Below are 25742 nucleotides of genomic sequence, written 5' to 3' on the forward strand. Positions count from 1 at the left end.
CAAATGCGCCCGCCCGTGAAAGGGGAAACTGCCAAACGACATTGCCGCAAGGATGATCTCCCATGCAGATTCGTGAGGCCCTGACCTTCGACGACGTGCTTCTGGTTCCCGCCGCCTCGACGGTGATGCCCTCGACGGCGGATGTGACCACGCATGTCACGCGGACCATCCGCATGAACATCCCGCTTCTGTCCTCGGCCATGGACACGGTCACGGAAAGCCGCATGGCCATCGCCATGGCGCAGGCGGGCGGCATGGGCGTGATCCACCGCAACCTGACCATCGACCAGCAGGCCGCCGAGGTGCGCCGCGTCAAGCGTTTCGAAAGCGGCATCGTCTACAGCCCGATCACGCTGACCCCCGATCAGACCCTGGCCGACGCCAAGGCGTTTCAGGACCGCTACAACGTCACCGGCTTTCCGGTCGTGGACGAGGATGGCCGCGTCCTGGGCATCGTGACCAACCGCGACATGCGCTTTGCCAGCGATGACCGCACCCCGGTGCGCGCGATGATGACGGCCGAGAACCTTGCCATCCTGCACGAGCCCGCCGACCGGTCCGAGGCGATCAGCCTGATGAAGGCCCGCCGGATCGAGAAGCTGCTTGTCACCGATTCCTCGGGCAAGCTGACCGGCCTTCTGACGCTGAAGGATACCGAAAAGGCCGTGCTGAACCCGCTGGCCTGCAAGGATGATCTGGGCCGCCTGCGCGTCGCGGCAGCCTCGACCGTGGGGGATGAGGGCTTCGCGCGCAGCTGTGCCCTGATCGAGGCCGGGGTGGACATGGTCGTGATCGATACCGCGCATGGCCATTCGGCGGGCGTCGCCCGCGCGGTCGAGCGCGTCAAGGAATTCGCCCCCGACGTTCAGGTCGTGGCAGGCAATGTCGCCACCGCCGAGGCGACCCGCGCCCTGATCGAGGCCGGGGCCGATGCGGTCAAGGTCGGGATCGGGCCGGGCAGCATCTGCACCACCCGGATTGTGGCGGGCGTGGGCGTGCCGCAATTGACGGCGATCATGGACGCCGCGGGCGCGGCCGGTGACGTACCGGTCATCGCGGATGGCGGCATCAAGTTCTCGGGCGATTTCGCCAAGGCCATCGCGGCGGGCGCAAGCTGCGCGATGGTGGGCAGCGCCATCGCCGGCACGGATGAAAGCCCCGGCGAGGTGATCCTCTATCAGGGCCGCAGCTTCAAATCCTATCGCGGGATGGGAAGCCTCGGCGCGATGGCGCGCGGCTCGGCTGACCGCTACTTCCAGAAGGACGCCGCCACCGACAAGCTGGTCCCCGAAGGGATCGAGGGGCAGGTCCCCTACAAGGGCCCGGCTGGCAACGTGATCCACCAGCTTGTCGGCGGCCTGCGCGCGGCCATGGGCTATACCGGCTGCGCCACCGTCCCCGAGATGCGCCGCAATTGCCAGTTCGTCCGCATCACCGGCGCGGGCCTCAAGGAAAGCCACGTCCATGACGTGCAGATCACCCGCGAAAGCCCGAATTACCGTCTGGGCTGAGCGTCGTGAAAACGGCAAAGGCGCCGGAGGGGAACCTCCGGCGCCTTTCTCATGTCCGACAGGTCGGGGCCTTGCGGCCTCAGACCTCCTCGATCCGCAACTCGACCGGGTCGCTGACCAGAACCCCGGTCCTGGGCAGGGCCTCAACCGCGAAGTCGATCGCCTCGGGCGTGGTCTTGTGGGTGACGACCAGAACCGGGACGCTGGCGGGGCTGTGCTGCCCGTATTGCCGCATCCGGTCGATCGAGATGCCCGCATCGCCCAGAACCGTGGCCACCTTGGCCAGCGCGCCGGGTTTGTCCTGGAGTTCCAGCCGGATGTAATAGGCCGCAGGCACGGCGGTGCGGGCGGGCAGGGCGGCAACCAGCGTCTCGGCGGGCTGGCCGAAGACCGGCAGGCGCACGCCGCGCGCGACCTCGACCAAGTCCGACAGGACGGCGCTGGCGGTCGGGCCTTCGCCCGCACCCGCGCCGCGCAGCACGATCTGGCCCACGCTGTCGCCCTCGATCACGACCATGTTCGTGCCGCCGACCAGCTGGCCAAGCGGGCTGTCCGCGGGCACAAGGCAGGGCGACATGCGCTGTTCCAGCCCGCGTGCGGTCATCTGAGCGACGCCCAGCAGCTTGATACGGTAGCCCAGATCGCGGGCACGGCGAATGTCGTCGATGCTGACGCGCTCGATCCCCTCGATCTCGACCGAACCGAAATCGATCCGCGTGCCGAAGGCGATCGAGGACAGGATGGCCAGCTTGTGGCTGGCATCGATGCCGCCCACGTCCAGCGTCGGATCGGCCTCCAGATAGCCCAGTTGGCGAGCCTCTTCGAAGACGGCCTCGTAGGGCAGGCCCGCGCTTTCCATCCGGGTCAGGATGTAGTTGCAGGTGCCGTTCATCACGCCCATGACGCGGGTGATGGCATTGCCCGCCAGCGATTCCGTCATCGCCTTGATGACCGGGATGCCGCCCGCCACGGCCGCCTCGAAGCGGATCACGCGGCCCAGGCTTTCAGCCAGCGCGGCCAGTTCCGCGCCATGCACGGCCAGAAGCGCCTTGTTCGCGGTGATCACATCCTTGCCCGCGCGCAGCGCGGCCTCGATGCTGTCGCGCGCCGCGCCATTCTCGCCGCCGATCAGTTCGACATAGACATCCACGTCATCGGCGGTGGCGACGGCGACGGGGTCGGTCTCGAACCGGTAGGTCGAGATGTCGGCGCTGCGGTTCTTCAGCGGATCGCGGGCCGACACGGCGGTAATGGTGATGGGCCGTCCCGCCCGCAGCGCCAGCAGGTCGGCATGTTTCTGCACGATCTTGACGACACCGATCCCGACGGTGCCAAGCCCGGCAATACCCAGGCGGAGAGGGGACGACATGAGCTTCCTCGCTTCCAGATTTCGCGGGTGTTAGCGCGGCTTGGCCCTTCATGCAACGCGCGAAGCGGCAAAGGCCGTGCGGTTGTGGCTTTCAGTCGCCACCCTCGGAACGGCCGTCGGGATAGCCCAGCCAGCGCCCGTCGATCCCGGTGGCGCGCATGATCGACACGACTCGCCGCGCAAGGGCGAGGGTCTGGGCATGGATCGCCTCCAGATCGGCGGTCCCCATGTCATCGGGATAGCGCTCGCCGCGGGTGTTGATGAAGCCCGGATACCATTGCCCGCCGCGCTGCCCCGGTCGCCACGAGGCATGGCAGAGCAGGTTCCGCAGCAGCCGGATGCGGTTCAGCTCGGCCTCCAGATCGCGCCAGTCATCGACGCCCGCCTGCCGCGCGGCGGCGATGAAGCTGTCGATCAGCGTGCCAAGGCTGTCATCGGCAATTTCCTCCATGCGCCGCAGCCAGCGGGTCAGCGCCCGTTCGTCCGCGCTTTCGCCGAGGCCCTGACGCGACAGCGAAAAGATCGCCCGCTTCAGGGCCTCTTCCAGAAAGCCGAAGCCCGACACCGCATGGCCGAGGGCCACGGCCATCTCGTCGGACAGCCGGTCAGGCGCGCGGGGCAGAGGCATGACGCAGGCCTATGGGCGACCCGGTCCGCGCCGGGTCCGGGGCAGGGGGTTTTGGGGGCCGCCGAAGGCCCCCCAAGGCGTCGCGGGACGCAACCTGCGCCATCAGTCGCGGCGTGCGTCGCGGATCAGGGTCAGGATCTCGGCGGCGGCCTGCGGGATGTTGGTGCCGGGGCCAAAGATCGCCTTGACCCCCGCCGCGCGCAGGAAATCGTAATCCTGCTGCGGGATCACCCCGCCGCAGATCACCAGGATCTCGCCCGCACCCTGCGCCTTGAGCGCCTCGATCAGCTTGGGCGCCAGCGTCTTGTGACCCGCCGCCTGAGAGCTGATGCCCACCACATGCACGTCATTGTCGATGGCGTCCTGCGCGGCTTCCTCGGGGGTCTGAAACAGCGGGCCCACATCCACGTCAAAGCCGATATCGGCAAAGGCCGTGGCGATCACCTTGGCGCCCCGGTCATGCCCGTCCTGGCCCATCTTGACGACCAGCATCCGGGGGCGGCGGCCCTCTTCCTCGGCAAAGGCCTCGACGTCGCGCTGGATCTGGGCGAAGCCCTCGTCGCCCTCGTAGGCGGCGCCATAGACACCCGCCAGGGTGCGCACCTCGGCGCGGTGGCGGCCGAAGATCTCTTCCATCGCCATGCTGATCTCTCCGACGGTTGCACGGGCGCGGGCGGCCTCGACGGCGGCCTCCAGCAGGTTGCCGCCCTCGCGGGCGCGGCGGGTGATCTCGGCCAAGGCGGCCTGGGCCGCGCCCGCGTCGCGGCTGGCGCGGATGCGAGACAGGCGCGCGATCTGCGCCTCGCGCACGGCGACATTGTCGATATCGAGAATGTCGATCGGGTCTTCCTTGTCCTTGCGGTACTTGTTGACGCCGACGATCACATCCTCGCCCCGGTCGATCAGCGCCTGACGGCGGGCGGCGGTCTCCTCGATCCTGAGCTTGGGCATGCCCGAGGCCACGGCCTTGGTCATGCCGCCCATCGCCTCGACCTCCTCGATCAGCTTCCAGGCCTCGTCCGCCAGCTGCGCGGTCAGGCTCTCGATGTAATAGCTGCCCGCCAGCGGATCGACGACATGGGTGATGCCCGTCTCCTCCTGCAGGATCAGCTGCGTGTTCCGCGCGATGCGGGCGCTGAATTCGGTCGGCAGGGCGATGGCCTCGTCCAGCGCGTTGGTGTGCAGCGACTGCGTGCCGCCAAGCGCCGCCGACATCGCCTCATACGCGGTGCGGATGACGTTGTTGTAGGGGTCCTGCTCCTGCAAGCTGACGCCCGAGGTCTGGCAATGCGTCCGCAGCATCAGGCTGCCGGGTTTCTTCGGCTCGAACTCGGTCATGATGCGGTGCCACAGCAGGCGGGCGGCGCGCAGCTTGGCGATCTCCATGAAGAAGTTCATGCCGATGGCGAAGAAGAAGGACAGCCGCCCCGCAAAGGCGTCCACATCCATGCCCGCCGCGATGGCCGCGCGCACATATTCGCGCCCGTCGGCCAGCGTATAGGCCAGCTCCTGCACCAGATTCGCCCCGGCCTCCTGCATGTGATAGCCGGAAATCGAGATCGAGTTGAACTTGGGCATCTCGTCCGAAGTATACTGGATGATGTCCGCGATGATCCGCATCGAAGGCTCGGGCGGGTAGATATAGGTGTTGCGGACCATGAACTCCTTGAGGATGTCGTTCTGGATCGTGCCCGACAGGACCGCGCGGTCATGGCCCTGTTCCTCGCCCGTGACGATGAAGTTTGCCAGGATCGGGATCACCGCGCCGTTCATCGTCATCGAGACCGACACCTTGTCCAGCGGGATGCCGTCGAACAGGATCTTCATGTCCTCGACGCTGTCGATGGCCACGCCCGCCTTGCCGACATCGCCCACGACGCGCGGGTGGTCGCTGTCATAGCCGCGATGGGTCGCCAGATCGAAGGCGACCGAGACGCCCTGCTGCCCCGCCGCCAGCGCCTTGCGATAGAAGGCGTTCGATTCCTCGGCCGTCGAGAAGCCCGCATATTGCCGGATCGTCCAGGGCCGGCCCGCATACATCGTGGCGCGGGGGCCGCGCGTATAGGGCGCAAGGCCGGGCAGGCTGCCCAGATGGGTCAGCCCCTCGGTATCGGCCTCGGTATAGAGAGGCTTGACCGGGATTCCTTCCAGCGTCTGCCAGGTCAGGCTGTCGGGATCGCGGCCCTTCAACTCCTTCTCGGCCAGCTTGCGCCAATCCTGAAGCGTGGGTTTTGTCATGATCCGTCCTTTCCCACGGCACGTCCTGCCCTATATTCAGACAAGGATGAGGTGCCGATGAAGTTGAAATTCCTGATATTCGCCATGGTTCTGGGCGCGATGGGACCCGGCCGCGACGCGCCGCCGCCCGACCCGGACGCGCTGCCCCAGGCCGAAAGCACCGCCCCAGACCGGGGCCAGCAGCGCAATCCCGCCCGCCTGCCGCCCGTGGCCGAGCGCGCGGCCCCCGAAATCCTGCCCGAAACCCGGGACATGTCGTCGCAGACGGCCCCCGCGCTGGAGGTCGTGGGCTTCGACGAGGTCACGCCCGAGCAGTTCCTGTGGACGCGGCGGCCCATCGTGGTCTTTGCCGACACGCCCGGCGATCCGGCGGTGGCCGACCAGATGCGGATGCTGAACGAGGGTGCCTCGATGCTGGTCCAGCGCGACGTGATCGTGATCGTCGATACCGATCCGCGCGCCAACAGTATCTGGCGGCAGCAACTCCGCCCCTCGGGCTTTTCGCTGGTGGTGTTGGACAAGGACGGGCAGGTCAAGCAGCGCAAGCCCTTCCCCTGGAGCGTGCGCGAGATCGCCCGCGCCATCGACCGCTTTCCGCTGAGACGCCAGGAAACGGGCCGCGCGGCGCAGCGATAGGCGCGGCCGGGCAGCATCGGTGCCATCCACCAGGCCCTGGCACGGCGCGGCGCCAGGCCCTTGCGATTGAAGACGGCGGCGCGCGGCTGGTGCGTCATGACAGCCGCATCCGCTCCAGCGCAACCAGCGCGATGACTGCGACCAGCAGATGCGCCACCGCCTCTGACACCAGCAGCGGCAGGGGCGCGGCGCGCCCGTCGAGGAACAGGATCAGCCCCGCCCCCCAGAGAATCGCGCTGACCGGCAGGGCCAGTGCCCAGAAGCGCCAGCCCCGCCAGCGCCCGGTCAGCGCGCCGAACACGATCTGGAACACCGCCAGCACCGCCAGCGGCGTCAGCACATAGACCATCGGCAGCCGTGTCGGGCCTGCCGGGAAGGTCTCGCCCCCCAAAGCCAGCACCGCGCCCGCCCCCGCCGCCAGCGCGGGCAGAGCCGCAAGGAACAGGGACGGCAGCAGGCCGATCATTCGAACTCCATGATGATCTCATCGACCTTGAGGCTCTGGCCCGGCTCGGCATTGACCGACTTGACGACGCCCTTGCGCTCGGCGCGCAGGATGTTCTCCATCTTCATCGCCTCGACGGTGGCCAGCGCCTGACCCTCCTGCACCTCGTCGCCGGGGGCCACGTTGATCTTCACGATCAGCCCCGGCATCGGACACAGCAGCAGTTTCGACGTGTCGGGCGCCTGCTTGACCGGCATCAGCCGCGCCAGTTCGGCCGCGCGGGGGCGGCGCACATGCACGCGCAGATCGGCGCCGCGCGTCCGCAGCCGGTAGCCAGCCGCGATGCGCTCGACCTTGAGGACCAGCGGGCGGTCATCGACCATCAGTCGCGCAAGGCTCTGCCCCGGCTTCCAGTCGCTTTCGACGCGCAGATCCTGTCCCGCGATGCTGGCGGTCGAGCCGTCGCGGTCGGCGCGGATGCGGACGGGATGTTCCTGATCGCCGATGAACACGACCCAGTTTTCGCCGACATGGCGTTCGTGGTTGTCCAGCCGCCCGGTGATGCGGGTGCGCCGGATCTCGGCCACGCGGTGCATCGCGGCGGCAGCGGCGGCGATGCGGTGCAGGTCCGCGTCGGGCAGGGTCGCGCCCTGGAAGCCCTCGGGATATTCCTCGGCGATGAAGGCCGTTGTGATCTCGCCCGAGACGAAGCGCGGATGGTCCATCACCGCCGACAGGAAGGGCAGGTTGTGGCCGATCCCCTCGACCTCGAACTCGTCCAGCGCCAGACGCATCGCCTCGATCGCCTCAGGGCGCGAGGGCGCCCAAGTGCAGAGCTTGGCGATCATCGGGTCGTAGAACATGCTGATCTCGCCGCCCTCATAGACGCCGGTATCGTTGCGGACCGCCTGATCGCCCTGACGGGCCTGTTCCAGCCATTTGCCATTGGCCAGCATCGGCCCCGAGGCGACCTCGGCCGGGGGCCGGTAGCGCGTCAGCCGCCCGATCGAGGGCAGGAAGTTGCGATAGGGATCCTCGGCATAGAGGCGGCTTTCCATCGCCCAGCCGGTGATCTTCAGGTCCGATTGCGCGAAGGGCAGCGGCTCGCCCGCAGCGACCCGGATCATCTGCTCGACCAGATCGACGCCGGTGATCAATTCGGTCACGGGATGTTCGACCTGAAGCCGGGTGTTCATCTCGAGGAAATAGAAATTGCGGTCGCCGTCCACGATGAACTCGACGGTGCCGGCGCTGGAATAGCCCACGGCCTTGGCCAGCGCGACGGCCTGCTGACCCATCGCCGCCCGCGTCGCCTCGTCGAGAAAGGGCGAGGGGGCCTCTTCGATGACCTTCTGGTTGCGGCGCTGGATCGAACATTCGCGTTCGTGCAGATAGACCGCGTTGCCGTGCTTGTCGGCCAGAACCTGAATCTCGATATGGCGCGGCTGCGTCACGAATTTTTCGATGAAGATGCGGTCGTCGCCAAAGCTGCTGGCGGCCTCGTTCTTCGAGGATTCGAAGCCTTCGCGGGCCTCGTCCTCGGACCAGGCGATCCGCATGCCCTTGCCGCCGCCGCCCGCGCTGGCCTTGATCATCACCGGATAGCCGATCTGGGTGCTGATCCGTGCGGCCTCGTCGGCATCCGCGATCAGGCCCATATAGCCCGGAACGGTGCTGACGCCGGCCTCGGCGGCGATCTTCTTCGAGGTGATCTTGTCGCCCATCGCCTCGATCGCGCCCGAGGGCGGGCCGATGAAGAAGACGCCCTCGGCCTCGAGCGCCTCGGCGAATTTCATGTTTTCGGACAGGAAGCCATAGCCCGGATGCACGGCTTCGGCGCCGGTCTGGCGGATCGCCTCCATGATCCTGTCGATCACGATATAGGACTGGTTGGCGGGCGGAGGGCCGATATGGACGGCCTCGTCGGCCATCTTGACATGCAGGGCATTGCGGTCGGCATCCGAATAGACGGCGACGGTGGCGATGCCCATGCGGCGCGCGGTCTTGATGACGCGGCAGGCGATCTCGCCCCGGTTGGCGATCAGAATCTTCTTGAACATGGCCCCTCCCGACCGGTCGACATGAAAGAACCGCCCCTGGCCGCAAGGCCGGGGACGGTCTCAATCCTGTTTGGCACGCGGCAAGCGCCGCGCGTCAGATCATCACTGGCAGAGACGGAAATCGTCGCAGAGCGCGCCTGCCGCGCCACCGATGGCCGCGCCGCGCAGGCGGTCGCTGCCGCCGCGGCCGCGGACGGTCTGCACGGTGTAGCCGGTCGCGGCGCCGATGATGGCGCGGTCGGCATCCGTCGGGTTGATGTTCTGGGTGCAGCCGGCGACAGCGGTCGCGCTGATGACGGCGGCAATGGCGAGAATCTTGGACATGGCTCTAATCCTGTCTGGCGCGCAGGGGACGCGGTGGTTCCCTGTGCGGCTGCAAGGCTATCAGTAGCGACGCTGGCACACGCCCAGATCGTCGCAGAGCGCCCCGCCCGCAGCACCGAGCGCCGCGCCGGTTGCGACGTCTTCGTTGAGAGCGCGGGCGACGACCGCACCTGCAACGGCACCACCGGCCGCACGCTGCGCATCGGGGCTGAGACCGGTCTGCATGTTCGGGTCGCAAGCCGCCAGGCCGAGGACCAGGGCCGAGACGCCACCGATGCGGAAGAGAACGGATTTTTGCATGATATGCTGCCTGTTGTTATGATCCGCTGCGGGACCGGTTGTTGATGGGCGTGCGTTATCGCATGACCTTTGCGAAGGTCAAACTGACATGCCCGTGACGCGGTTCCCATCAGCAGCGTTTCGCGCATCAGCGGTCGCCCTCGTCGTCGTCATCCGCGTCAGTGTCATCGTCCCAATCGTCGGACCAGTCGTCGTCATCCCCGTCCTCGGGGTCGTCGCTTTGGAACAATTGCGGAAAGGATGCCTGCGCCACCGCCATATCGACCTGCAGAAGCTGGTCGTAATCGGCAGGGTCGAACTCGCCCACGGGTTTGACCTCGCGGCCGATCAGCCAGGACAGGCGCCCGGCATCCAGATTGCCGCGCTCAAAGGGCTGGTCGCCGAAATGTTCGATGAGCGCCGCCAGAAAGCCCTCGTCGGCGCGCTTGTCGGCGGGCCTGCGGTCCTTGAACCGTTCGCGGCGGGTGATGGGCGTAGCCCCGGCCTTGCGATTCTCGCGCCGGATCACGAATTGAAAGTCGGTGCCGGGCAGGCGGCCCGGAAAACCACGGTGTTTCAGCATGGATAACCCCCAAGGATGTGTCCTGCGGGGGCTGTTTCTGCGTGCGGGCAGACGGGCCGCCCGCACGGTCTGATCGGGCAGATCGTATCAGAACTTGCCGCGGAAGACGGGCTCGGTCGTGACCGGATTGGCGACGGGCGCTGCGGGCGCGGTCGGCACGAAGACATCGGGTTGCTGACGCTGGCAGGCCGCGAAGGCCGAAACCAGAACGAGGCCGAGGATGATTTTCTTCGACATGAACATGCACTCCTGTGATGCGGGCGGCGTGGCGCCCTGCTGCTCGGGTTGAGGCCGGTTTCGGTTCGAACCGGCCCGGTCGGCATGATAGCGGCGCGCCCCGATTTCAGACAGTCGCCGCCACGGCCGGGCAGGTCGCCCCGGCGAGGCTGTGGCGCGGCTGCATCATTCACGCATTTGTGCTTGGGGTGGGGGCGCATGGTCGGTGTCGCTTACAGCGGGATGTTGTCGTGCTTCTTCCACGGATTGCTCAGCCGCTTGCCCCTGAGCGAGGCAAAGGCCCGCGCCACCCGGCGGCGCGTCGAACGGGGCTGGATCACCTCGTCGATGAAACCCTTTTCGGCGGCGACGAAGGGGTTGGCAAAGCGGTCCTCGTAGTCCTTCGTGCGGGCCGCGATCTTGTCGGGGTCGCCCAATTCGCTGCGATAGAGGATCTCGACCGCGCCCTTGGCGCCCATCACCGCGATTTCCGCCGTGGGCCAGGCATAGTTGAAATCGCCACGCAGGTGCTTCGAGGCCATGACGTCATAGGCCCCGCCATAGGCCTTGCGGGTGATGACCGTGACCTTCGGCACCGTCGCCTCGCCATAGGCGAAAAGCAGCTTCGCCCCGTGCTTGATCACGCCGCCATATTCCTGGCCCGTCCCCGGCAGGAAGCCCGGCACGTCCACCAGCGTCAGGATCGGGATCTCGAAAGCGTCGCAGAAGCGCACGAAACGCGCGGCCTTGCGCGAGCTGTCGATGTCCAGGCACCCCGCCAGCACCATCGGCTGGTTGGCGACAACGCCGACGGTCTGCCCCTCCAGCCGGATGAAGCCGATGATGATGTTGCCCGCGAAATCCTTCTGGATCTCGTAGAAATCCCCCTCATCCGCGACCTTGGCGATCAGCTCCTTCATGTCATAGGGCTGGTTCGGGTTGTCGGGGATCAGCGTGTCGAGGCTGGGCTCGATGCGGCTCGGATCGTCGAAGAAGGGCCGGGTCGGCGCCTTTTCGCGGTTGTTCAGCGGCAGGAAATCGAACAGGCGGCGGATTTCCGACAGGGCCTCGACATCATTCTCGAAGGCGCCATCCGCGACCGAGGATTTCTTGGTATGCGTGCTGGCGCCGCCCAGTTCCTCGGCGGTGACGACCTCGTTCGTCACGGTCTTCACCACGTCGGGGCCGGTCACGAACATGTAGGACGTGTCGCGCACCATGAAGATGAAGTCGGTCATCGCGGGCGAATAGACCGCACCGCCCGCGCAGGGGCCCATGATGACGCTGATCTGCGGCACCACGCCCGAGGCCAGGATGTTGCGCTGGAAGACCTCGGCATAGCCCGCAAGGCTCGCCACACCCTCCTGGATGCGGGCGCCGCCCGAATCGTTCAGCCCGATGACGGGCGCGCCATTCTGCATCGCCATGTCCATGATCTTGCAGATCTTCTGGGCGTGCGTTTCCGACAGCGATCCGCCAAATACGGTGAAGTCCTGGCTGTAGACATAGACCATGCGGCCATTGATCGTGCCCCAGCCGGTCACCACGCCGTCGCCATGCGGGCGGTCGGCCTCCATCCCGAAATCGGTCGAGCGATGGGCGACGAACATGTCGAACTCCTCGAAACTGCCCTCGTCCAGCAGCAGATCGAGGCGTTCGCGCGCGGTCAGCTTGCCGCGGGCATGCTGCGCGTCGATGCGCCTCTGGCCGCCGCCCATCCGGGCCTGGTCGCGCCGCCGTTCCAGTTCCGCAAGGATATCCTTCATCGCAAGTCCCCTCCGCTCAGCCGTGTTGCGAAACTAGACGCCAACCCGCGAGCTGGAAAGGATTTTTGAGAAAATTTGCAAACTATGTCGCGTTGATCGCGCGCAAACTGAAAAAGTGCAAACACAGCGGGGTGCGCGCGGGCGACCCTAAAGGGTCGGACGCCGCGCCGGGGCGGCCTCGATGGCCGGCCCGGCGCGTCCCCCCTCCGCCACTTTCGCTTGACGCGCGGCGCCTGCGAAGGCACTCAACCGGCATGGGATTGCAGATCGATATCGCGGCCGTCACGGCCAACTGGAGGGCGCTGGCCGCCCGCGCGCCGGGTGCGCGCTGTGCGGCTGTGGTCAAGGCGGATGCCTACGGGCTGGGGGCGGCGCGGGTCGCACCGGCGCTCTATGCGGCGGGCGCGCGCGACTTCTTCGTCGCCCTTGCCAGCGAGGGCCGCGCCCTGCGCCCGCATCTGCCGGATGATGCGCGCATCAGCATCCTGTCGGGCCATATGCCGGGCGAGGATCTGACCGGCCTCGTCCCCGTCCTGAACTCGCCCGAACAGTTCTTCCGCGACCGCGCGCTGCGCCCCGGCAAGCCCTTCGCGATCCAGCTTGACAGCGGCATGAACCGGCTGGGGATGGAGGCGCCCGAATGGGCCGCGATCCGCGCCGAAGCTCTGGCCGCGGGGCCTGACTTCATCATGTCGCATCTGGCCTGCGCCGACGAACCCGACCACCCGGCCAATCCCGCCCAGCTTGCAGCCTTCCGCGAGATGACGCGGGGTTGCGAGGGTGTGCCGCTGTCGCTGGCTGCGACAGGCGGCATCCTGCTGGGGCCGGATTACCATTTCGACATGGTGCGGCCCGGGATCGGCCTCTATGGCGGCCTGCCCTTTGCCGAGGCGCAGCAGACCGTCCGCCTGTCGCTGCGCGTGATCCAGACCCGCGCCGTCGCCAAGGGCGAGATGGTCGGCTACGGCGCCTCATATATAGCGGACCGCCCCTGCCGCATCGCCACCGTCGATGCGGGCTATGCGGATGGTGTGCTGCGCTCGCTGTCCGGCAAGGGGGCGATGCTTTATTCGGGCGATACCGGTTGCCCCATCGTCGGGCGCGTCTCGATGGACCTCATCACCGTCGATGTGACGGCGCTGGAGGACGTGCCCGAGACGCTGGACCTGATCTGCGCCCATCAGCCCATCGACCGGCTGGCCGATCTGGCAGGCACCATCGGATACGAGATCCTGACCGCCCTGCGTCAGCGTTACGCCCGCTCATGGTCGTAACGGCCTTGCGCGGCCTTGGCCGCCCGGCGCTGGCAATGCTGCGCGGGATCGGGGCGGTGACGCTGTTCGCCACGCGCGGTCTGACGCGGCTGCGGCCTTTCCCGGGGCGCGCGCTGGCGCAGCAGATCATCCAGATCGGCTGGCTGTCGTTGCCCGTGGTCGGGCTGACGGCGCTCTTCACCGGCGCGGCGCTGGCCTTGCAGATCCATTCGGGCGGCGCGCGCTTTCAGGCCAGCGATGTCGTCCCCGCCATTGTCGCCATCGGCATGGTGCGCGAACTTGGCCCCGTTCTGGGCGGTTTGATGGTCGCGGCGCGCGTGGCCAGTTCCATCGCCGCCGAGATCGGCACGATGCGCGTCACCGAACAGATCGACGCGCTGGTCACGCTATCCACCGACCCGGTGCGCTGGCTGGTGACGCCGCGCCTCTGGGCCGCGATACTGTCGCTGCCGGTTCTGGTCGCGGTGGGGGACATCATCGGCATCATGGGCGGCTGGCTGGTGGGGACGACCTCGCTCGGATTCACCTCGGCGCGCTACATCGCCGACAGCTGGGCCTATCTTGAGACTTGGGACGTGCTGTCGGGCCTGATCAAGGGCGCGGTCTTCGGGCTGGTCGTCGCCCTGTCGGGCTGCTGGTTCGGCATGCGCTGCGCGCGCGGCGCGGCGGGGGTGGGCCGGGCCACGACCTCGGCCGTGGTGGCGGCGGCGGTGGGCATCCTTGCGGCGAACTTCATCCTGACGGGACTGTTCTTCCGATGAGCGCGCCGATGATCGAGACGCGCGGCCTGACCCGCAGCTTCGGTGCCAAGCGCGTGCTGGCGGGTGTCGATCTGGCCGTTGCGCCGGGGGAAAGCCTCTGCGTGATCGGCCAGTCGGGCACCGGCAAGTCGGTTCTGCTGAAATGCATCCTCGGCCTCGTGCCGCCCGATGGCGGGCAGGTCCTGTGGCAGGGCCAGCCGCTGGACGCGGCGCGCCTGCCGCAATTCCTGACGCGCTTTGGCATGCTGTTTCAGGGCGGCGCGCTGTTCGACAGCCTGAATGTCTGGCAGAACATCGCCTTTCGCCTGCGCCAGCGGATGCCCGACCGCGAGGCCCGCGCCATCGCGCTGGACAAGCTGGCGCGCGTGGGTCTGACGCCCGAGACCGCCGATCTGATGCCCGCCGAATTGTCCGGCGGCATGGCCAAGCGGGTGGGTCTGGCGCGTGCCATCGCGGATGACCCGGCGGTGATCTTCTTCGACGAGCCGACGACCGGCCTCGACCCGATTCGCGCCCGCGCCATCGACGATCTGATCCGCAGCATCGTGACCGAGACCGGCGCCACGGCCATCACGATCACGCATGACATGCGCTCGGTCGCGCTGATCGGGGACCGGGTGGCGATGCTGCAGAACGGCGTGATCGCGCATATCGGCCCGGTCGCCGGGATGGACAGCGAACCGGCGCTGGCGGCCTTTCTGGGCAGGGCGCCTGTTGCCCATTCCTGATGCAACCCGCGCGCCTTGGCACGCGTTTTGCCGTATGCGGGGGCAGGGATGCCGCCTTGGCAGACAACCTCTCCTTGTGCGACTCACGCAAGCTTGCCACCATGACCCCAAGGACGCCTGAGCAGGAGAACGATTTGGGCCTATCGCCAACGCCCCCCGTCACCACCCCTCCGAACGAGACCGTGCTGGAATTTCCCGACAACCGGCTGCTGATCGACCTGTGCGGCGCGAATGACCGCCACCTGGCCCGGATCGAGGAAGCCCTGGGCGTGCATATCCTGCGACGCGGCAACCTCCTGGCCGTGGTCGGCGGCCCCGAGGCCCAGTCCGAGGCCAGCAACGTCCTGCGCGGCCTCTACGATCGTCTGGAAAAGCAGCGCCCGGTTTCCTTGGGCGAGGTTGACGCGGCGCTTCGCATGGGCATCGACCCGGCGGGCGATCCGACGCCTGCGGACCAGCTCGAGATGTTCTCGAAGGGCGTCTACGAGCTGCGGACCCGCAAGAAATCGGTCGAGCCGCGCACCGACGCGCAAAAGGCCTATGTGCGGTCGCTCTTCGAACATGAACTGGCCTTCGGGATCGGGCCTGCCGGGACGGGCAAGACCTATCTGGCCGTCGCGGTCGGCGTGACCATGCTGATCGGCGGGCATGTGGACAAGATCATCCTGTCGCGCCCTGCCGTCGAGGCGGGCGAGCGTCTGGGCTTTCTGCCCGGCGACATGAAGGAGAAGGTCGATCCCTACATGCAGCCGCTCTATGATGCGCTGAACGATTTCCTGCCCGCCAAGCAGATGCAGAAGCTGGTCGAGGAAAAGCGCATCGAGATCGCGCCCCTGGCGTTCATGCGCGGCCGCACCCTGTCGCGTGCCTTCGTGGTGCTGGACGAGGCGCAGAACGCGACCTCGATGCAGATGAAGATGTTCCTGACGCGGCTGGGCGAGGGCTCGCGCATGGTCATCACCGGCGACCGCACCCAGATCGACCTGCCGCGCGGCATGCAATCGGGTCTGGTCGATGCCGAACGCATCCTGGGGGGCGTCAAGGGGATCAGCTTCAGCTACTTCACCGCCGATGATGTCGTGCGTCACCCGCTTGTCGCGCGCATCATCAAGGCGTATGACGCCGAAGAGGTCGCGGCCCTTGCCCGCGGCGACATGGATGAGCCGCGCGGCCAATACGCCCCGCGGCGGGCGATACGGAACGATGCCTGACGAGATCACCGCCGACTGCGTCATCGAGGATGACCGATGGGAGGCCGCCGGACTTGAGGATCTGGCGGCCCGCGCCGTCACTGCGACGCTGGACTGGCACCGCATCGGCGGCGAGGTCGTGGTCATGGGCTGCGACGATGCCCGCATCGCGGCCCTGAACGCCGATTTCCGGGGCAAGCCGCGCGCGACGAACGTCCTGTCCTGGCCCTCGGTCGAGGCTGAACCGCGCGCACCCGGCACAGCGCCGGACATGCCCGACGCGGACGAGCTTGGCGACATCGCCATCGCCTACGACACCTGCGCGGCCGAGGCGCTGGCGCAGGGCAAGCCCTTCGCGCATCACGTCATGCATCTTCTGGTCCATGCCTGCCTGCATCTGCTGGGCTATGACCACGAGAACGGACCCGATGCCGAAGTGATGGAACAGACCGAGCGCCGAATCCTGGCCGGTCTGGGCATTCCCGATCCCTATGAGGAGACCAGCGAAAGATGAATTCCGACAGTCGATTACCGGTCGCCGCCCGTGAACCGGGCGACATGGCCGAAGACGAGGGCGAGCAGGATCGCCAGCGTGGTTTCTTTGGCCGGGTCTTTGACGCCCTGAAGGGCGGCGAGGCCGAGACCGACGACGAGGACGCCGCCGCCCCTCGCAGCGACAGCCAGCCTGCGCCGGGCATGGTGAACCTGCGCCGCCTGCGCGTCGATGACGTGGCGATCCCCAAGGCCGAGATCATCGCCGCGCCGCTGTCGATCACCCTTGACGATCTGGTGACGATGTTCCGCGAGCATGGCTTCTCGCGGATTCCCGTCTTTCGGGGCACGCTGGACAGCCCGCTCGGGCTGATCCACCTCAAGGATCTTTCGCTGAAACACGGCTTCGGCGCGGGCGGCAAGTTCACCTTGCGCCCGATGCTGCGCCCGCTGCTTTACGTCCCCCCCTCTATGCCCATCGGCGTGCTGCTGCAGCAGATGCAGCAGAAGCGCATCCACATGGCGCTGGTCATCGACGAATATGGTGGCGTTGACGGGCTTGTCACGATCGAGGACCTGATCGAACAGGTCATCGGCGAGATCGAGGACGAGCATGACGAGGATGAGGGCCATCTGTGGGTCAGCGAAAAGCCGGGCCAATGGCTGATCCAGGCCCGCGCGCCAGTTGATGAGGTCGAGGCCGAGACGGGCCTGCGCCTGGCCCCCGAGGACGAGGCGGAAGAGGTGGACACGCTTGGCGGTCTGATCTTCATGCTGATCGGTCGCGTGCCGCTGCGGGGTGAGGTCGTCGCCCATCCCTCGGGCGCCGAATTCGAGGTGGTCGAAGCAGATCCGCGCCGGATCAAGCGGTTGCGCCTGCGGATGCCCCGGCTGGGTTCGGCCACCGACAAGGCCACGGGCGGGGGCACGCGCGCCGACTAGCTGTCGGCGAAGCGCTCCAGCATCGCCTGGATGAAAAGGTCGCGCAGGGGCGGGGTCTCCATCATGACCTCGTGCCGCGCGCCGGGCACTTCCAGCAGCTGGCCGCCCGGCCAGCGCGCCGCCCGGTCGCGGATCGCCTGACCCGAGACGACACGCTCGTCGCTGCCGACCGAGACCAGCATCGGCAGGTCGGGCGAGGCGATCTGCGACAGCCGCGTGCATTCGTTCAGCGCCTTCGACACCCAGTCGAAGCTGGCCCCGCCGATGGTCAGGTCGGGCCAGGCGGCAGCCTCGCGGACCAGTCGCGCCCATTCATCGACATCCCGCGTCAGCAGATTGGCCGAGAAGGATTCGTCCAGCACATAGGTGCTGCGCGTCCCGCCGCTGCCCGGCGCGGCGACGCCGCCCCGCCCGACGCGCCCCGCCAGATAGGCGATGCCAAGTGCGACACCGTGCTGCAACCGGCGCAGGTTGATCCCCCACATCGGCGCCGAAAAGACCGCGCTGGCGACGGGCAGGTCCGATTCCAGCGCCGCAAGCCCGATGCAGCCGCCCATCGAATGGGCCAGCAGGTGCCAGGGACGGGCAAGGCCCAGTTCCTCGGCGGCGACGATCATTTCGACCACGTCGCGTTGATAATCGCTGAAGGCGCCGACATGGCCGGGGCGCGGATCGGCCTGCAACCGGTCCGACAGGCCCTGTCCGCGCCAGTCGATGGCCAGGACGTGATAGCCCGCCGCGTTCAGGCGGCGGGCTATCGGGGCATATTTCTCGACATATTCGGTGCGGCCGGGGAACAGCAGGACGCTGCCCTCGGCTGCGGCGCGCGCCGTTTCCCAGCAGGCGACCCGCAGGCGGATGCCGTCCTCGGCCCGCAGCCAATAGGCGCGGGCCGGTTCCAGCGGATCATCGGCCAGCTGGCGGAACGGCGCGCTGTCCATGGATCAGGACAGCTTCTGGCCCAGCTGCATGGCGACGCCCATCGAGCCGTCAACCTTGAGCTTACCCATCATGAAGGCGGTGGTCGGGTTCACGTCGCCCGACAGGATCCCCTCGAACGTGTCGCGGCTGGCGGTCAGCGTCACCTCGGCCTCTTCGCCGTCGTCGGCGGCGCGCACGCCGCTTTCGTCGATCATGATGGCGCCCTCGTCGGTGATGACGAATTTCGCGGTCGAGTCGAAGCTGTCGATCTTCTCGCTCAGTTTCTCGACGGCGGCTTTCACGACTTCGCTCATTTCATGTCCTCTCTTGCGCTTTGGCTGGCGCCCGGCATACGGGCTGGGTTACACCAGACGTTATGAGCGCGCTTCGTCACCAAATCCATAATGTCGTCGCGGCATTCAAGGCCGGATTAGTGACAATTCTGCTTGTCATGGCAACAGCTTTCGCAGCCGGCGCCCAGCCGGTCGACCTCGACGATGCTTTCGCCCGGCTGGCCCAGCCCGAGGGCGAGGGCTGGCGCATCGCCGAAAGCGATATCCTGCGCGCCTGGTCACGGTCAGGCTCGCCCGCGATGGATCTGCTGCTCAGGCGGGGCGAGGATGCGCTGGATCGCGGCGATCTGGACGAGGCGATCGGGCATCTGAGCGCGCTGACCGACCACGCCCCCGATTTTGCGGCGGGCTGGCAGACGCGCGCGGCGGCCCTGGCCATGGCTGGCCAGTTCGGCCCCGCCATCGAGGATCTGGCCCGCACCCTGGTGCTGGAGCCGCGTCATTTCGCCGCGCTGACCCAGCTTGGCGCCATGCTGGAAGAGATCGGCCAGCCGGGACGGGCGCTGGCGGCCTATCGCGAAAGCCTGAAGGTCCATCCTCATCAGCAAGAGGCGCTGGATGCCGCCGCCCGTCTGGAACGTCGCCTGCGCGGCACCGATATCTGAGGAATGACCATGACAACGCGCGGGCGGATCACCGCCATCCTCGGCCCGACCAATACGGGCAAGACCCACCATGCCATCACGCGGATGCTGGGGCATCGGACCGGCGTGATCGGCCTGCCGCTGCGGCTTCTGGCGCGCGAGGTCTATGACCGGATCGTGGCGGCGCGCGGCCCCTCGGTCGTGGCGCTGGTGACGGGCGAGGAACGGATCGTGCCCGACCGGGTGCAATACTGGGTCGCCACGACCGAGGCCATGCCCGAGATCGGCGCCGATTTCGTCGCCATCGACGAGATCCAGCTTTGCGCCGATCCCGAACGCGGCCATGTCTTCACCGACCGCCTGCTGCATATGCGCGGCCTGCACGAGACGCTGTTTCTGGGCAGCGACACGATGCGCCCCGCCATCGCGGCGCTTGTCCCCGACGTGCAGTTCGTGCGCCGCGAAAGGCTGTCCACCCTGTCCTGGGCGGGGTCCAAGAAACTGTCGCGGATGCCCGCGCGCAGCGCCATCGTCGGTTTCAGCGTGGACGATGTCTACGCCATGGCCGAACTGATCCGCCGCCAGAAGGGTGGCTGCGCGGTGGTCATGGGCGCGCTGTCGCCCCGCACCCGCAACGCGCAGGTCGAGATGTATCAGGCCGGCGAGGTCGATTACCTCGTCGCCACCGACGCGATAGGGATGGGGCTGAACCTCGACATCCGCCACGTCGCCTTTTCGGCCACGCACAAGTTCGACGGCCGCCGCGTCCGGCCTTTGTTCCCGCACGAGATGGGCCAGATCGCGGGCCGGGCCGGGCGGCACACCGAATCCGGCACCTTCGGCGTGACCGGCGAGGCGCAGATCCCCGACGAGGGCCTGATCGAGGCGCTGGAAAACCACCGTTTCGCCCCGATCAGCCGCCTGATGTGGCGCAACCGGGCGCTGGAATTCGGCACGATGGACCGGCTTGTCCAGAGCCTCGAGGCCGCGCCGGGCCATGAATGGCTGTCTCGCGGGCGCGAGGCCGACGATCTGGCCGCGCTGAAGATCCTGCGCGACCTGCCCGAGATCCGCGACCGCGTGCAGGGCGGCAAGGATGTGCGCCTGTTGTGGGATGTCTGCCGCGTGCCCGATTTCAGGGGCATTTCCGCGATGGAACATGCTACGCTTCTGGCGCGGATCTTCGGGTTTCTGCAGGAGGGCACGATCCCGGCCGAATGGCTGGACCGCGCCGTCAAGCGCATCGACCGGCTGCACGGCGATATCGACGCGATCTCGAAGCGGCTGGCCTATATCCGCACCTGGACCTATGTGGCGCAAAGAACGGGCTGGGTTCAGGACGAAAAGCATTGGCGCGCGGAAACGCGCGCTGTAGAAGACCGCCTGTCGGACGCGTTGCACGCGGCCCTGACCCAGAGATTTGTGGACCGGCGCACATCCGTGCTTCTGCGCCGGCTCAAGCAGAAGGAGAGCCTCGTGGCCGAAGTGAACGACAAGGGCGAAGTGACGGTCGAGGGCGAATTCGCCGGCCGTCTGGAGGGCTTCCGCTTTCGCCCCGACCAGACCGGATCGGTCGACGAGGCGAAGATGCTGAACCGCGCCAGCTACGAGGCTTTGCGCCCCGAATTCCATCTGCGCGCCGACCGTTTCTACAACGCGCCGGACACCGAGATGGACTTTACCGAACAGGGTGGCCTCATGTGGGGCAACCAGGCGGTGGGCAAGCTGGTCAAGGGCGCGGACGCGCTGCATCCCGGCGTCGAGGCTTTCGTGGACGAGGAAGCCGGGACCGAGATCGCCGACAAGGTGCGTCGCCGCCTGCAGCATTTCATCGACCGCAAGGTCGCGGCGCTGTTCGAGCCGCTTCTGACCATGAGCCGCGACGAGACCCTGACCGGCCTAGCGCGCGGTTTCGCCTTCCGCCTGGTCGAGAACGTTGGCGTCCTGCCCCGCGACGGCGTGGCCAGCGAGGTCAAGGAACTTGATCAGGATGCCCGCGCCGCGCTGCGCAAGCATGGCGTCCGCTTCGGCCAGTTCACGATCTTCCTGCCCGCGCTGCTGAAGCCCGCCCCGACCCGGCTGCGGCTGGTCCTGTGGTCGCTGGCCGAGGGGCTGGACGAATTCCCCGAAAGCCCGCCCCCCGGTCTGGTCACGATCCCCAACATTCCCGGCGTCCCCGAAGGCTATTACACCCTGTCGGGCTATCGCCCTGCGGGCGAACGCGCGATCCGTATCGACATGCTGGAGCGTCTGGCCGACCTCTTGCGCGGACAGGACACGCGCGGCGGGTTCGAGGCCAATCCCGACATGCTGTCGATCACCGGCATGACGCTTGAGCAGTTCTCGGGCCTGATGCAGGGTCTGGGCTACAGCGCCGAAAAGGCCGAGCGCCCCAAGGTCAAGGCCGCCGAGGCCGCGCCCGTGGCCCCTCAGCCCGAAGGCGAGGCCTCCGACGCGCCGCTGACCGAAGAGGAATCGGTTCTGGCCGCCGAGACCCGCGCCCGTTGGGAGGCCGAGCAGGCCGAGAAACGCCGCGCCGAGGCCGAAGCGAACGCCGATGCCGGCGAGACGGTCGAGGCCGCGCCCGAGGAGCTTGAGACCTATTACACCTTCCGTTGGGCGCCCAAGCCCCGCGGCCCGCGCCATCCGCGCGGCGAGGTGCGCCGTGACGGCGGCGCCCCGCGTGGCCGCCAGCCGCGCGACGAGGCCGCCGACGGCCAGCCGCGCGACGGTCGCGACGGCCAGCGCCGTCCGCAGGGCAAGCCCGCGCGTGGCCGCGATGGCGATCAGGCGCAGGGCGGGCGCGGCGACGGCCAGCGTCACGAGCGCAAGGGCAAGCCCGGCGGTCCGAAATCCGGCGGCAAGCCGGGCGGGCAGGGGCCGAAGACCTTTTCCTCGCGTCCCGAGAAGAAGGCCGATCCCGACAGCCCGTTCGCGATCCTCGCTGCGCTGAAGGACCGCAAATAAGTGCAGGAGGCCGCCAATCCGGGCCTGCGCCTGGACAAGTGGCTGTTTCAGGCGCGGGTCTTCAAGTCCCGCGCCCTTGCCGCCGAGCGGATCACGCGCGGCGGCGTTCGCGTCAATGGGCAGCCTTGTCTCAAGCCCCATCGCACGATCAGGCCGGGCGACGAGGTGGTGATCTCGGCCCATGGCCGGGTGCGCGTCTTGCAGGTGGTTGAACTGGGCCATCGCCGCGGCCCGGCGCCCGAGGCACAGGGCCTCTACCGTGATCTTTCCGACGGGTTGATTGATCCGCCCGAAGGGACTAGGTGAACCCTTGAACAGCCACGCACGAAAAGAGCGCGCCAGATGACCTATGTCGTGACCGACAACTGCATCATGTGCAAATACACCGACTGTGTCGAGGTTTGCCCTGTTGACTGTTTCTACGAGGGCGAGAATACGCTGGTCATCCATCCCGACGAATGCATCGATTGCGGCGTCTGCGAGCCTGAATGCCCGGCGGATGCGATCCGTCCCGACACCGAGCCGGACATGGAGAAATGGGTCGAGTTCAACCGGAAATATTCCGAACTCTGGCCGGTGATCACCCGCAAGAAGGACCCGCTGCCCACCGCCTCCGAGATGGACGGGGTCGAGGGTAAGCTGGACAAGTATTTCTCGGAAACGCCCGGCGCGGGCGACTAAGGGCGATTCGGCGGACAGGCGCAGGGGCAGGCCGCCCCGTCCTGGCACGCCGGTTGCAACATCTTGGCCGATCTGGCGAAATCCGCAGGCCAGCCATGCTCGAGGCGCCCCGAACGGGCGCTTTCTTGCGCGTCATTTTTGTGTTATGTTCCGGCCTGTCGCGCTGCTGACCGCCTGTCAGAGGCTTAGTCAGCATGTGCCGTATCGCTGCCCTTTCCGCGCCCTCTGCCGGGCCGGATCGACAGACAGACAGGAAAACGGACCGAAGGTGGCCCCCGCCGCTTGCGGTTTTTTTGTGCCCCGGTCGGGGCGCATGCAGAGGAAGCCAGATGTCGAAAACCAAGAAGAACGAATTCCGCCCCGACGATTTCGTCGTCTATCCGGCCCATGGCGTCGGCCGGATCGTTTCGATCGAAGAGCAGGAAGTCGCGGGGCTGCGGCTTGAGATGTTCGTCATCTCGTTCGACAAGGACAAGATGACCCTGCGCGTGCCCACCGCCCGCGCCAGCGAGATCGGTATGCGCAGCCTGTCCTCGCCCGACCTGATCGACCGCGCGCTTGAGACGCTGAAGGGCAAGGCCCGCGTCAAGCGCGCCATGTGGTCGCGCCGCGCCCAGGAATACGAGCAGAAGATCAATTCCGGCGACCTGATGGCCATTGCCGAGGTCGTGCGCGACCTGCACCGCAGCGACGACCAGCGCGAGCAATCCTATTCCGAGCGTCAGCTTTACGAGGCCGCGCTGGACCGCCTGACCCGCGAAGTCGCCGCAGTCGGTGGCCTGGACGAAGGTGGCGCCCAGAAGCGCGTCGAAGAGGTCCTGACCTCGCGCGCGGCCTGATCCTGCCAAGCCCCGCTTGCCAAAGGGCGCCCCGACCGGCGCCCTTTTTCCGTGGCGCGCCATGCCGTCACATGCCTGTCGCGGGCGCCCGTGCGGTCGTGGACAAGCCCCGCGGGCTTTCCTATAAGCGCGGTCAAGTGACGCATGAAGCAAAGGCGCTTTCCCATGATCAAGGTCTTCGGCCACACCTCTCCCGACACCGATTCCACCGGCTCGCCCATCATCTGGGCCTGGTATCTGAACGAGGTCCGCAAGCAGCCGGCCGAGGCCGTCCTGCAGGGCGAGCCGAACACCGAAGCCGCCTGGATGCTGAACCGGTGGGACCTGCCGAAGCCGCGCATCATCCAGGACGTGGCCAAGGGCGATCAATGCGTCGTGGTGGACACGAACAATCCGGGCGAACTGCCCGCCTCGATCAACGAGGCCGACGTGATCGAGATCATCGACCACCACCTGCTTGCGGGCGGCATCAAGACGCGCGGCCCGATCAACATCACCGTGCGCCCTCTGGCCTGCACCGCCACGATCATGCACGACCTGATCGGCGAGGACATGGCCCGCGCCCCGCAATCCATCAAGGGTGCGATGCTGACCTGCATCCTGTCGGACACGCTGGAATTCCGCAGCCCGACCACCACCCCCCATGACCGCGCCGTGGCCGAGAAGCTGGCCGCCGAACTGGGCATCACCGTCGCCGATTACGCATCCGAGATGTTCGCGGCGAAATCCGATGTCAGCGCCTTCTCGGAAGAGGCGCTCTTGCGGATGGACAGCAAGGAATACGAGCTGGGCGGCAAGAAGCTGCGCGTCTCGGTGCTGGAAACGACCGCGCCGCAGGTCCTGCTGGACCGCAAGGCCGCGCTGCTGGCGGCGATGCCCAAGGTCGCCTCGGATGACGGCGCGGACGAGGTGCTGCTGTTCATCGTGGACATCCTGCGCGAGGAAGCCACGCTGCTGGTGCCGAACGATTTCGTCAAATCCGTGGCCGAGCGCAGCTTTGCCGCCACCGTCACCGGCGACAGCGTCGTCCTGCCCGGCATCATGAGCCGCAAGAAGCAGATCCTGCCGGTGCTGGCGGTCTGATGACGCAGATCATCGGCGCGCTGTCCGAGATCGCGGACGGCTATGAGGCGCTTTACTGCGACCTCTGGGGCTGCCTGCACAATGGCAGGCAGCCCTGGCCCGAGGCCGTGTCGGCGCTGCAATCCTTCCGCAAGGGGGGTGGCCGGGTCTGCCTGATGACCAACGCGCCGCGGCCCAACCGCTATGTGATCGAGCAGCTCGACCGCATGGGTGTGCCGCGCGACGCGTGGGATCTGGTCGTCAGTTCGGGCGACGCCGCGCAAGAGGCGATGTTCGCGGGCGCGGTCGGCCGCAAGGTCTGGCATATCGGGCTGGAAAAGGACGAGGGATTCTTTACCGACATCCCGCCCGAATTCGCCGATGCGCCGCCGATCACGCGCGTGCCCCTGGAAGAGGCCGAGGGCATCGTCGCCTCGGGCCCCTTCGACGAGCAGACCGAGACGCCCGAGGATTACCGCGCCCGCTTCCTGCTGGCCCGCGAACGTGGCCTGCCGATGCTTTGCGCCAATCCCGACATCGTGGTCGATCTGGGCGAGACGCGGATCTACTGCGCGGGCGCGCTGGCCGAGTTCTACGAAAGCCTTGGCGGCAAGGCCTTCTATTTCGGCAAGCCCCATCCGCCGATCTATGACCGCGCCCGCCGCCTGATGGATCTGGCCGAGGATGCCCGCATCCTGGCCGTGGGCGACGGGATCGCAACCGATATCAAGGGCGCGGCGCAGGAAGGGATCGACGCCCTCTTCGTGACCGGCGGTCTGGCAGCGGATGCCTTCGGCCCGGATGTCGAGAATCCCGAACCGGTCGCGCTGGCGGAGTGGCTTTCGATCCAGGAACAGGCGCCGCGCTACGCGATCGGGCGGCTGCGCTGACGG

The 25742-nt window shown here is 67.4% G+C and carries 27 protein-coding genes; 15 read left to right on the forward strand and 12 right to left on the reverse strand.

The features are described from left to right. Window positions 1-62: 62 nt before the first annotated feature. Window positions 63-1511: an IMP dehydrogenase gene (gene guaB / locus ACTZWU_RS05215; RefSeq protein ID WP_444736292.1), complete on the forward strand. Its 1449-nt coding sequence runs from the start codon at window positions 63-65 to the stop codon at window positions 1509-1511. A 79-nt stretch (window positions 1512-1590) separates the two neighbouring features. On the opposite strand, the gene ACTZWU_RS05220 is transcribed toward guaB, so the two are convergent. From ACTZWU_RS05220 to scpA, 3 genes are all read right to left on the reverse strand, one after another. Next, window positions 1591-2880: a homoserine dehydrogenase gene (locus ACTZWU_RS05220; RefSeq protein WP_444736293.1), complete on the reverse strand. Its 1290-nt coding sequence runs from the start codon at window positions 2878-2880 to the stop codon at window positions 1591-1593. Window positions 2881-2971: 91 nt separating this feature from the next. Then, the gene (locus ACTZWU_RS05225; RefSeq protein ID WP_444736294.1) at window positions 2972-3508 is read right to left on the reverse strand and encodes a hypothetical protein; all 537 of its coding nucleotides are present in this window, start codon (window positions 3506-3508) and stop codon (window positions 2972-2974) included. A 102-nt stretch (window positions 3509-3610) separates the two neighbouring features. After that, on the reverse strand, window positions 3611-5746 hold the full coding sequence (gene scpA / locus ACTZWU_RS05230; protein WP_444736295.1) for a methylmalonyl-CoA mutase: 2136 nt from the start codon (window positions 5744-5746) through the stop codon (window positions 3611-3613). Between the two features lie 57 nt (window positions 5747-5803). On the opposite strand from scpA, the gene ACTZWU_RS05235 reads away from it, so the two are divergent. Next, window positions 5804-6382, forward strand: coding sequence for a DUF4174 domain-containing protein (locus tag ACTZWU_RS05235; protein WP_444736296.1), 579 nt, complete (start codon window positions 5804-5806; stop codon window positions 6380-6382). A 94-nt stretch (window positions 6383-6476) separates the two neighbouring features. On the opposite strand, the gene ACTZWU_RS05240 is transcribed toward ACTZWU_RS05235, so the two are convergent. The 7 genes from ACTZWU_RS05240 to ACTZWU_RS05270 all read right to left on the reverse strand — a co-directional run bounded on the left by ACTZWU_RS05240 (window position 6477) and on the right by ACTZWU_RS05270 (window position 12055). Further along, complete coding sequence (locus tag ACTZWU_RS05240; protein ID WP_444736297.1) at window positions 6477-6848, reverse strand: hypothetical protein; 372 nt, start codon at window positions 6846-6848, stop codon at window positions 6477-6479. Then, window positions 6845-8887, reverse strand: a complete 2043-nt coding sequence (locus ACTZWU_RS05245) for an acetyl-CoA carboxylase biotin carboxylase subunit (RefSeq protein WP_444736298.1) — start codon at window positions 8885-8887, stop codon at window positions 6845-6847. Before ACTZWU_RS05245 ends, ACTZWU_RS05240 begins: the two co-directional genes overlap by 4 nt. Window positions 8888-8989: 102 nt before the next feature. Next, the gene (locus tag ACTZWU_RS05250) at window positions 8990-9211 is read right to left on the reverse strand and encodes a hypothetical protein (protein ID WP_304617472.1); all 222 of its coding nucleotides are present in this window, start codon (window positions 9209-9211) and stop codon (window positions 8990-8992) included. Between the two features lie 60 nt (window positions 9212-9271). Next, window positions 9272-9511 carry a hypothetical protein gene (locus tag ACTZWU_RS05255; RefSeq protein ID WP_444736299.1) on the reverse strand — a complete coding sequence of 80 codons (240 nt, stop codon included), beginning with the start codon at window positions 9509-9511 and terminating at the stop codon, window positions 9272-9274. A gap of 127 nt (window positions 9512-9638) precedes the next feature. Further along, window positions 9639-10073 carry a hypothetical protein gene (locus ACTZWU_RS05260; RefSeq protein WP_444736300.1) on the reverse strand — a complete coding sequence of 145 codons (435 nt, stop codon included), beginning with the start codon at window positions 10071-10073 and terminating at the stop codon, window positions 9639-9641. A gap of 87 nt (window positions 10074-10160) precedes the next feature. Next, on the reverse strand, window positions 10161-10310 hold the full coding sequence (locus tag ACTZWU_RS05265; protein ID WP_219829484.1) for a hypothetical protein: 150 nt from the start codon (window positions 10308-10310) through the stop codon (window positions 10161-10163). 212 nt (window positions 10311-10522) lie between these two features. Beyond that, window positions 10523-12055: an acyl-CoA carboxylase subunit beta gene (locus tag ACTZWU_RS05270; protein ID WP_444736301.1), complete on the reverse strand. Its 1533-nt coding sequence runs from the start codon at window positions 12053-12055 to the stop codon at window positions 10523-10525. A gap of 254 nt (window positions 12056-12309) precedes the next feature. Between ACTZWU_RS05270 and alr the strand changes: the two genes are divergently transcribed. The 6 genes from alr (at window position 12310) to ACTZWU_RS05300 (ending at window position 17442) form a co-directional block, all read left to right on the forward strand. Next, entirely contained in the window at window positions 12310-13329 is a 1020-nt protein-coding gene (alr, locus tag ACTZWU_RS05275; RefSeq protein WP_444736302.1) for an alanine racemase, read from the forward strand. After that, window positions 13320-14090, forward strand: a complete 771-nt coding sequence (locus tag ACTZWU_RS05280) for an MlaE family ABC transporter permease (protein WP_444736303.1) — start codon at window positions 13320-13322, stop codon at window positions 14088-14090. Before alr ends, ACTZWU_RS05280 begins: the two co-directional genes overlap by 10 nt. Window positions 14091-14098: 8 nt before the next feature. Next, entirely contained in the window at window positions 14099-14818 is a 720-nt protein-coding gene (locus ACTZWU_RS05285) for an ABC transporter ATP-binding protein (protein WP_444736428.1), read from the forward strand. A 134-nt stretch (window positions 14819-14952) separates the two neighbouring features. Then, entirely contained in the window at window positions 14953-16029 is a 1077-nt protein-coding gene (locus ACTZWU_RS05290; protein ID WP_444736304.1) for a PhoH family protein, read from the forward strand. Next, window positions 16022-16522, forward strand: coding sequence for an rRNA maturation RNase YbeY (ybeY, locus tag ACTZWU_RS05295; protein ID WP_444736305.1), 501 nt, complete (start codon window positions 16022-16024; stop codon window positions 16520-16522). The genes ACTZWU_RS05290 and ybeY overlap by 8 nt, the downstream gene beginning before the upstream one ends. Next, a complete protein-coding gene (locus tag ACTZWU_RS05300) occupies window positions 16519-17442 on the forward strand; it encodes a transporter associated domain-containing protein (protein ID WP_444736306.1) in 924 nt (307 codons plus the stop codon). The genes ybeY and ACTZWU_RS05300 overlap by 4 nt, the downstream gene beginning before the upstream one ends. On the opposite strand, the gene ACTZWU_RS05305 is transcribed toward ACTZWU_RS05300, so the two are convergent. Both ACTZWU_RS05305 and ACTZWU_RS05310 read right to left on the reverse strand, forming a co-directional pair. Continuing rightward, window positions 17439-18383 carry an alpha/beta fold hydrolase gene (locus ACTZWU_RS05305; protein WP_444736307.1) on the reverse strand — a complete coding sequence of 315 codons (945 nt, stop codon included), beginning with the start codon at window positions 18381-18383 and terminating at the stop codon, window positions 17439-17441. The genes ACTZWU_RS05300 and ACTZWU_RS05305 overlap by 4 nt on opposite strands. Before the next feature lie 3 nt (window positions 18384-18386). After that, window positions 18387-18677, reverse strand: coding sequence for an SCP2 sterol-binding domain-containing protein (locus tag ACTZWU_RS05310; RefSeq protein ID WP_444736308.1), 291 nt, complete (start codon window positions 18675-18677; stop codon window positions 18387-18389). Between the two features lie 119 nt (window positions 18678-18796). Here ACTZWU_RS05310 and ACTZWU_RS05315 point away from each other — a divergent pair, with 119 nt between their 5' ends. The 7 genes from ACTZWU_RS05315 (at window position 18797) to ACTZWU_RS05345 (ending at window position 25739) form a co-directional block, all read left to right on the forward strand. Then, a complete protein-coding gene (locus tag ACTZWU_RS05315; protein WP_444736309.1) occupies window positions 18797-19321 on the forward strand; it encodes a tetratricopeptide repeat protein in 525 nt (174 codons plus the stop codon). A gap of 9 nt (window positions 19322-19330) precedes the next feature. After that, window positions 19331-22267, forward strand: a complete 2937-nt coding sequence (locus tag ACTZWU_RS05320) for a helicase-related protein (protein WP_444736310.1) — start codon at window positions 19331-19333, stop codon at window positions 22265-22267. Further along, complete coding sequence (locus ACTZWU_RS05325; protein WP_444736311.1) at window positions 22268-22573, forward strand: RNA-binding S4 domain-containing protein; 306 nt, start codon at window positions 22268-22270, stop codon at window positions 22571-22573. 36 nt (window positions 22574-22609) lie between these two features. Beyond that, window positions 22610-22948: a ferredoxin FdxA gene (fdxA, locus tag ACTZWU_RS05330; protein WP_444736312.1), complete on the forward strand. Its 339-nt coding sequence runs from the start codon at window positions 22610-22612 to the stop codon at window positions 22946-22948. Between the two features lie 329 nt (window positions 22949-23277). Beyond that, window positions 23278-23787: a CarD family transcriptional regulator gene (locus tag ACTZWU_RS05335; protein ID WP_444736313.1), complete on the forward strand. Its 510-nt coding sequence runs from the start codon at window positions 23278-23280 to the stop codon at window positions 23785-23787. Between the two features lie 165 nt (window positions 23788-23952). Then, a complete protein-coding gene (locus ACTZWU_RS05340; protein WP_444736314.1) occupies window positions 23953-24870 on the forward strand; it encodes a manganese-dependent inorganic pyrophosphatase in 918 nt (305 codons plus the stop codon). Then, window positions 24870-25739, forward strand: a complete 870-nt coding sequence (locus ACTZWU_RS05345) for a TIGR01459 family HAD-type hydrolase (RefSeq protein WP_444736315.1) — start codon at window positions 24870-24872, stop codon at window positions 25737-25739. Before ACTZWU_RS05340 ends, ACTZWU_RS05345 begins: the two co-directional genes overlap by 1 nt. Window positions 25740-25742: the final 3 nt, after the last annotated feature.

This window comes from Paracoccus sp. NSM, from assembly GCF_052379855.1.
Lineage (GTDB): Bacteria > Pseudomonadota > Alphaproteobacteria > Rhodobacterales > Rhodobacteraceae > Paracoccus.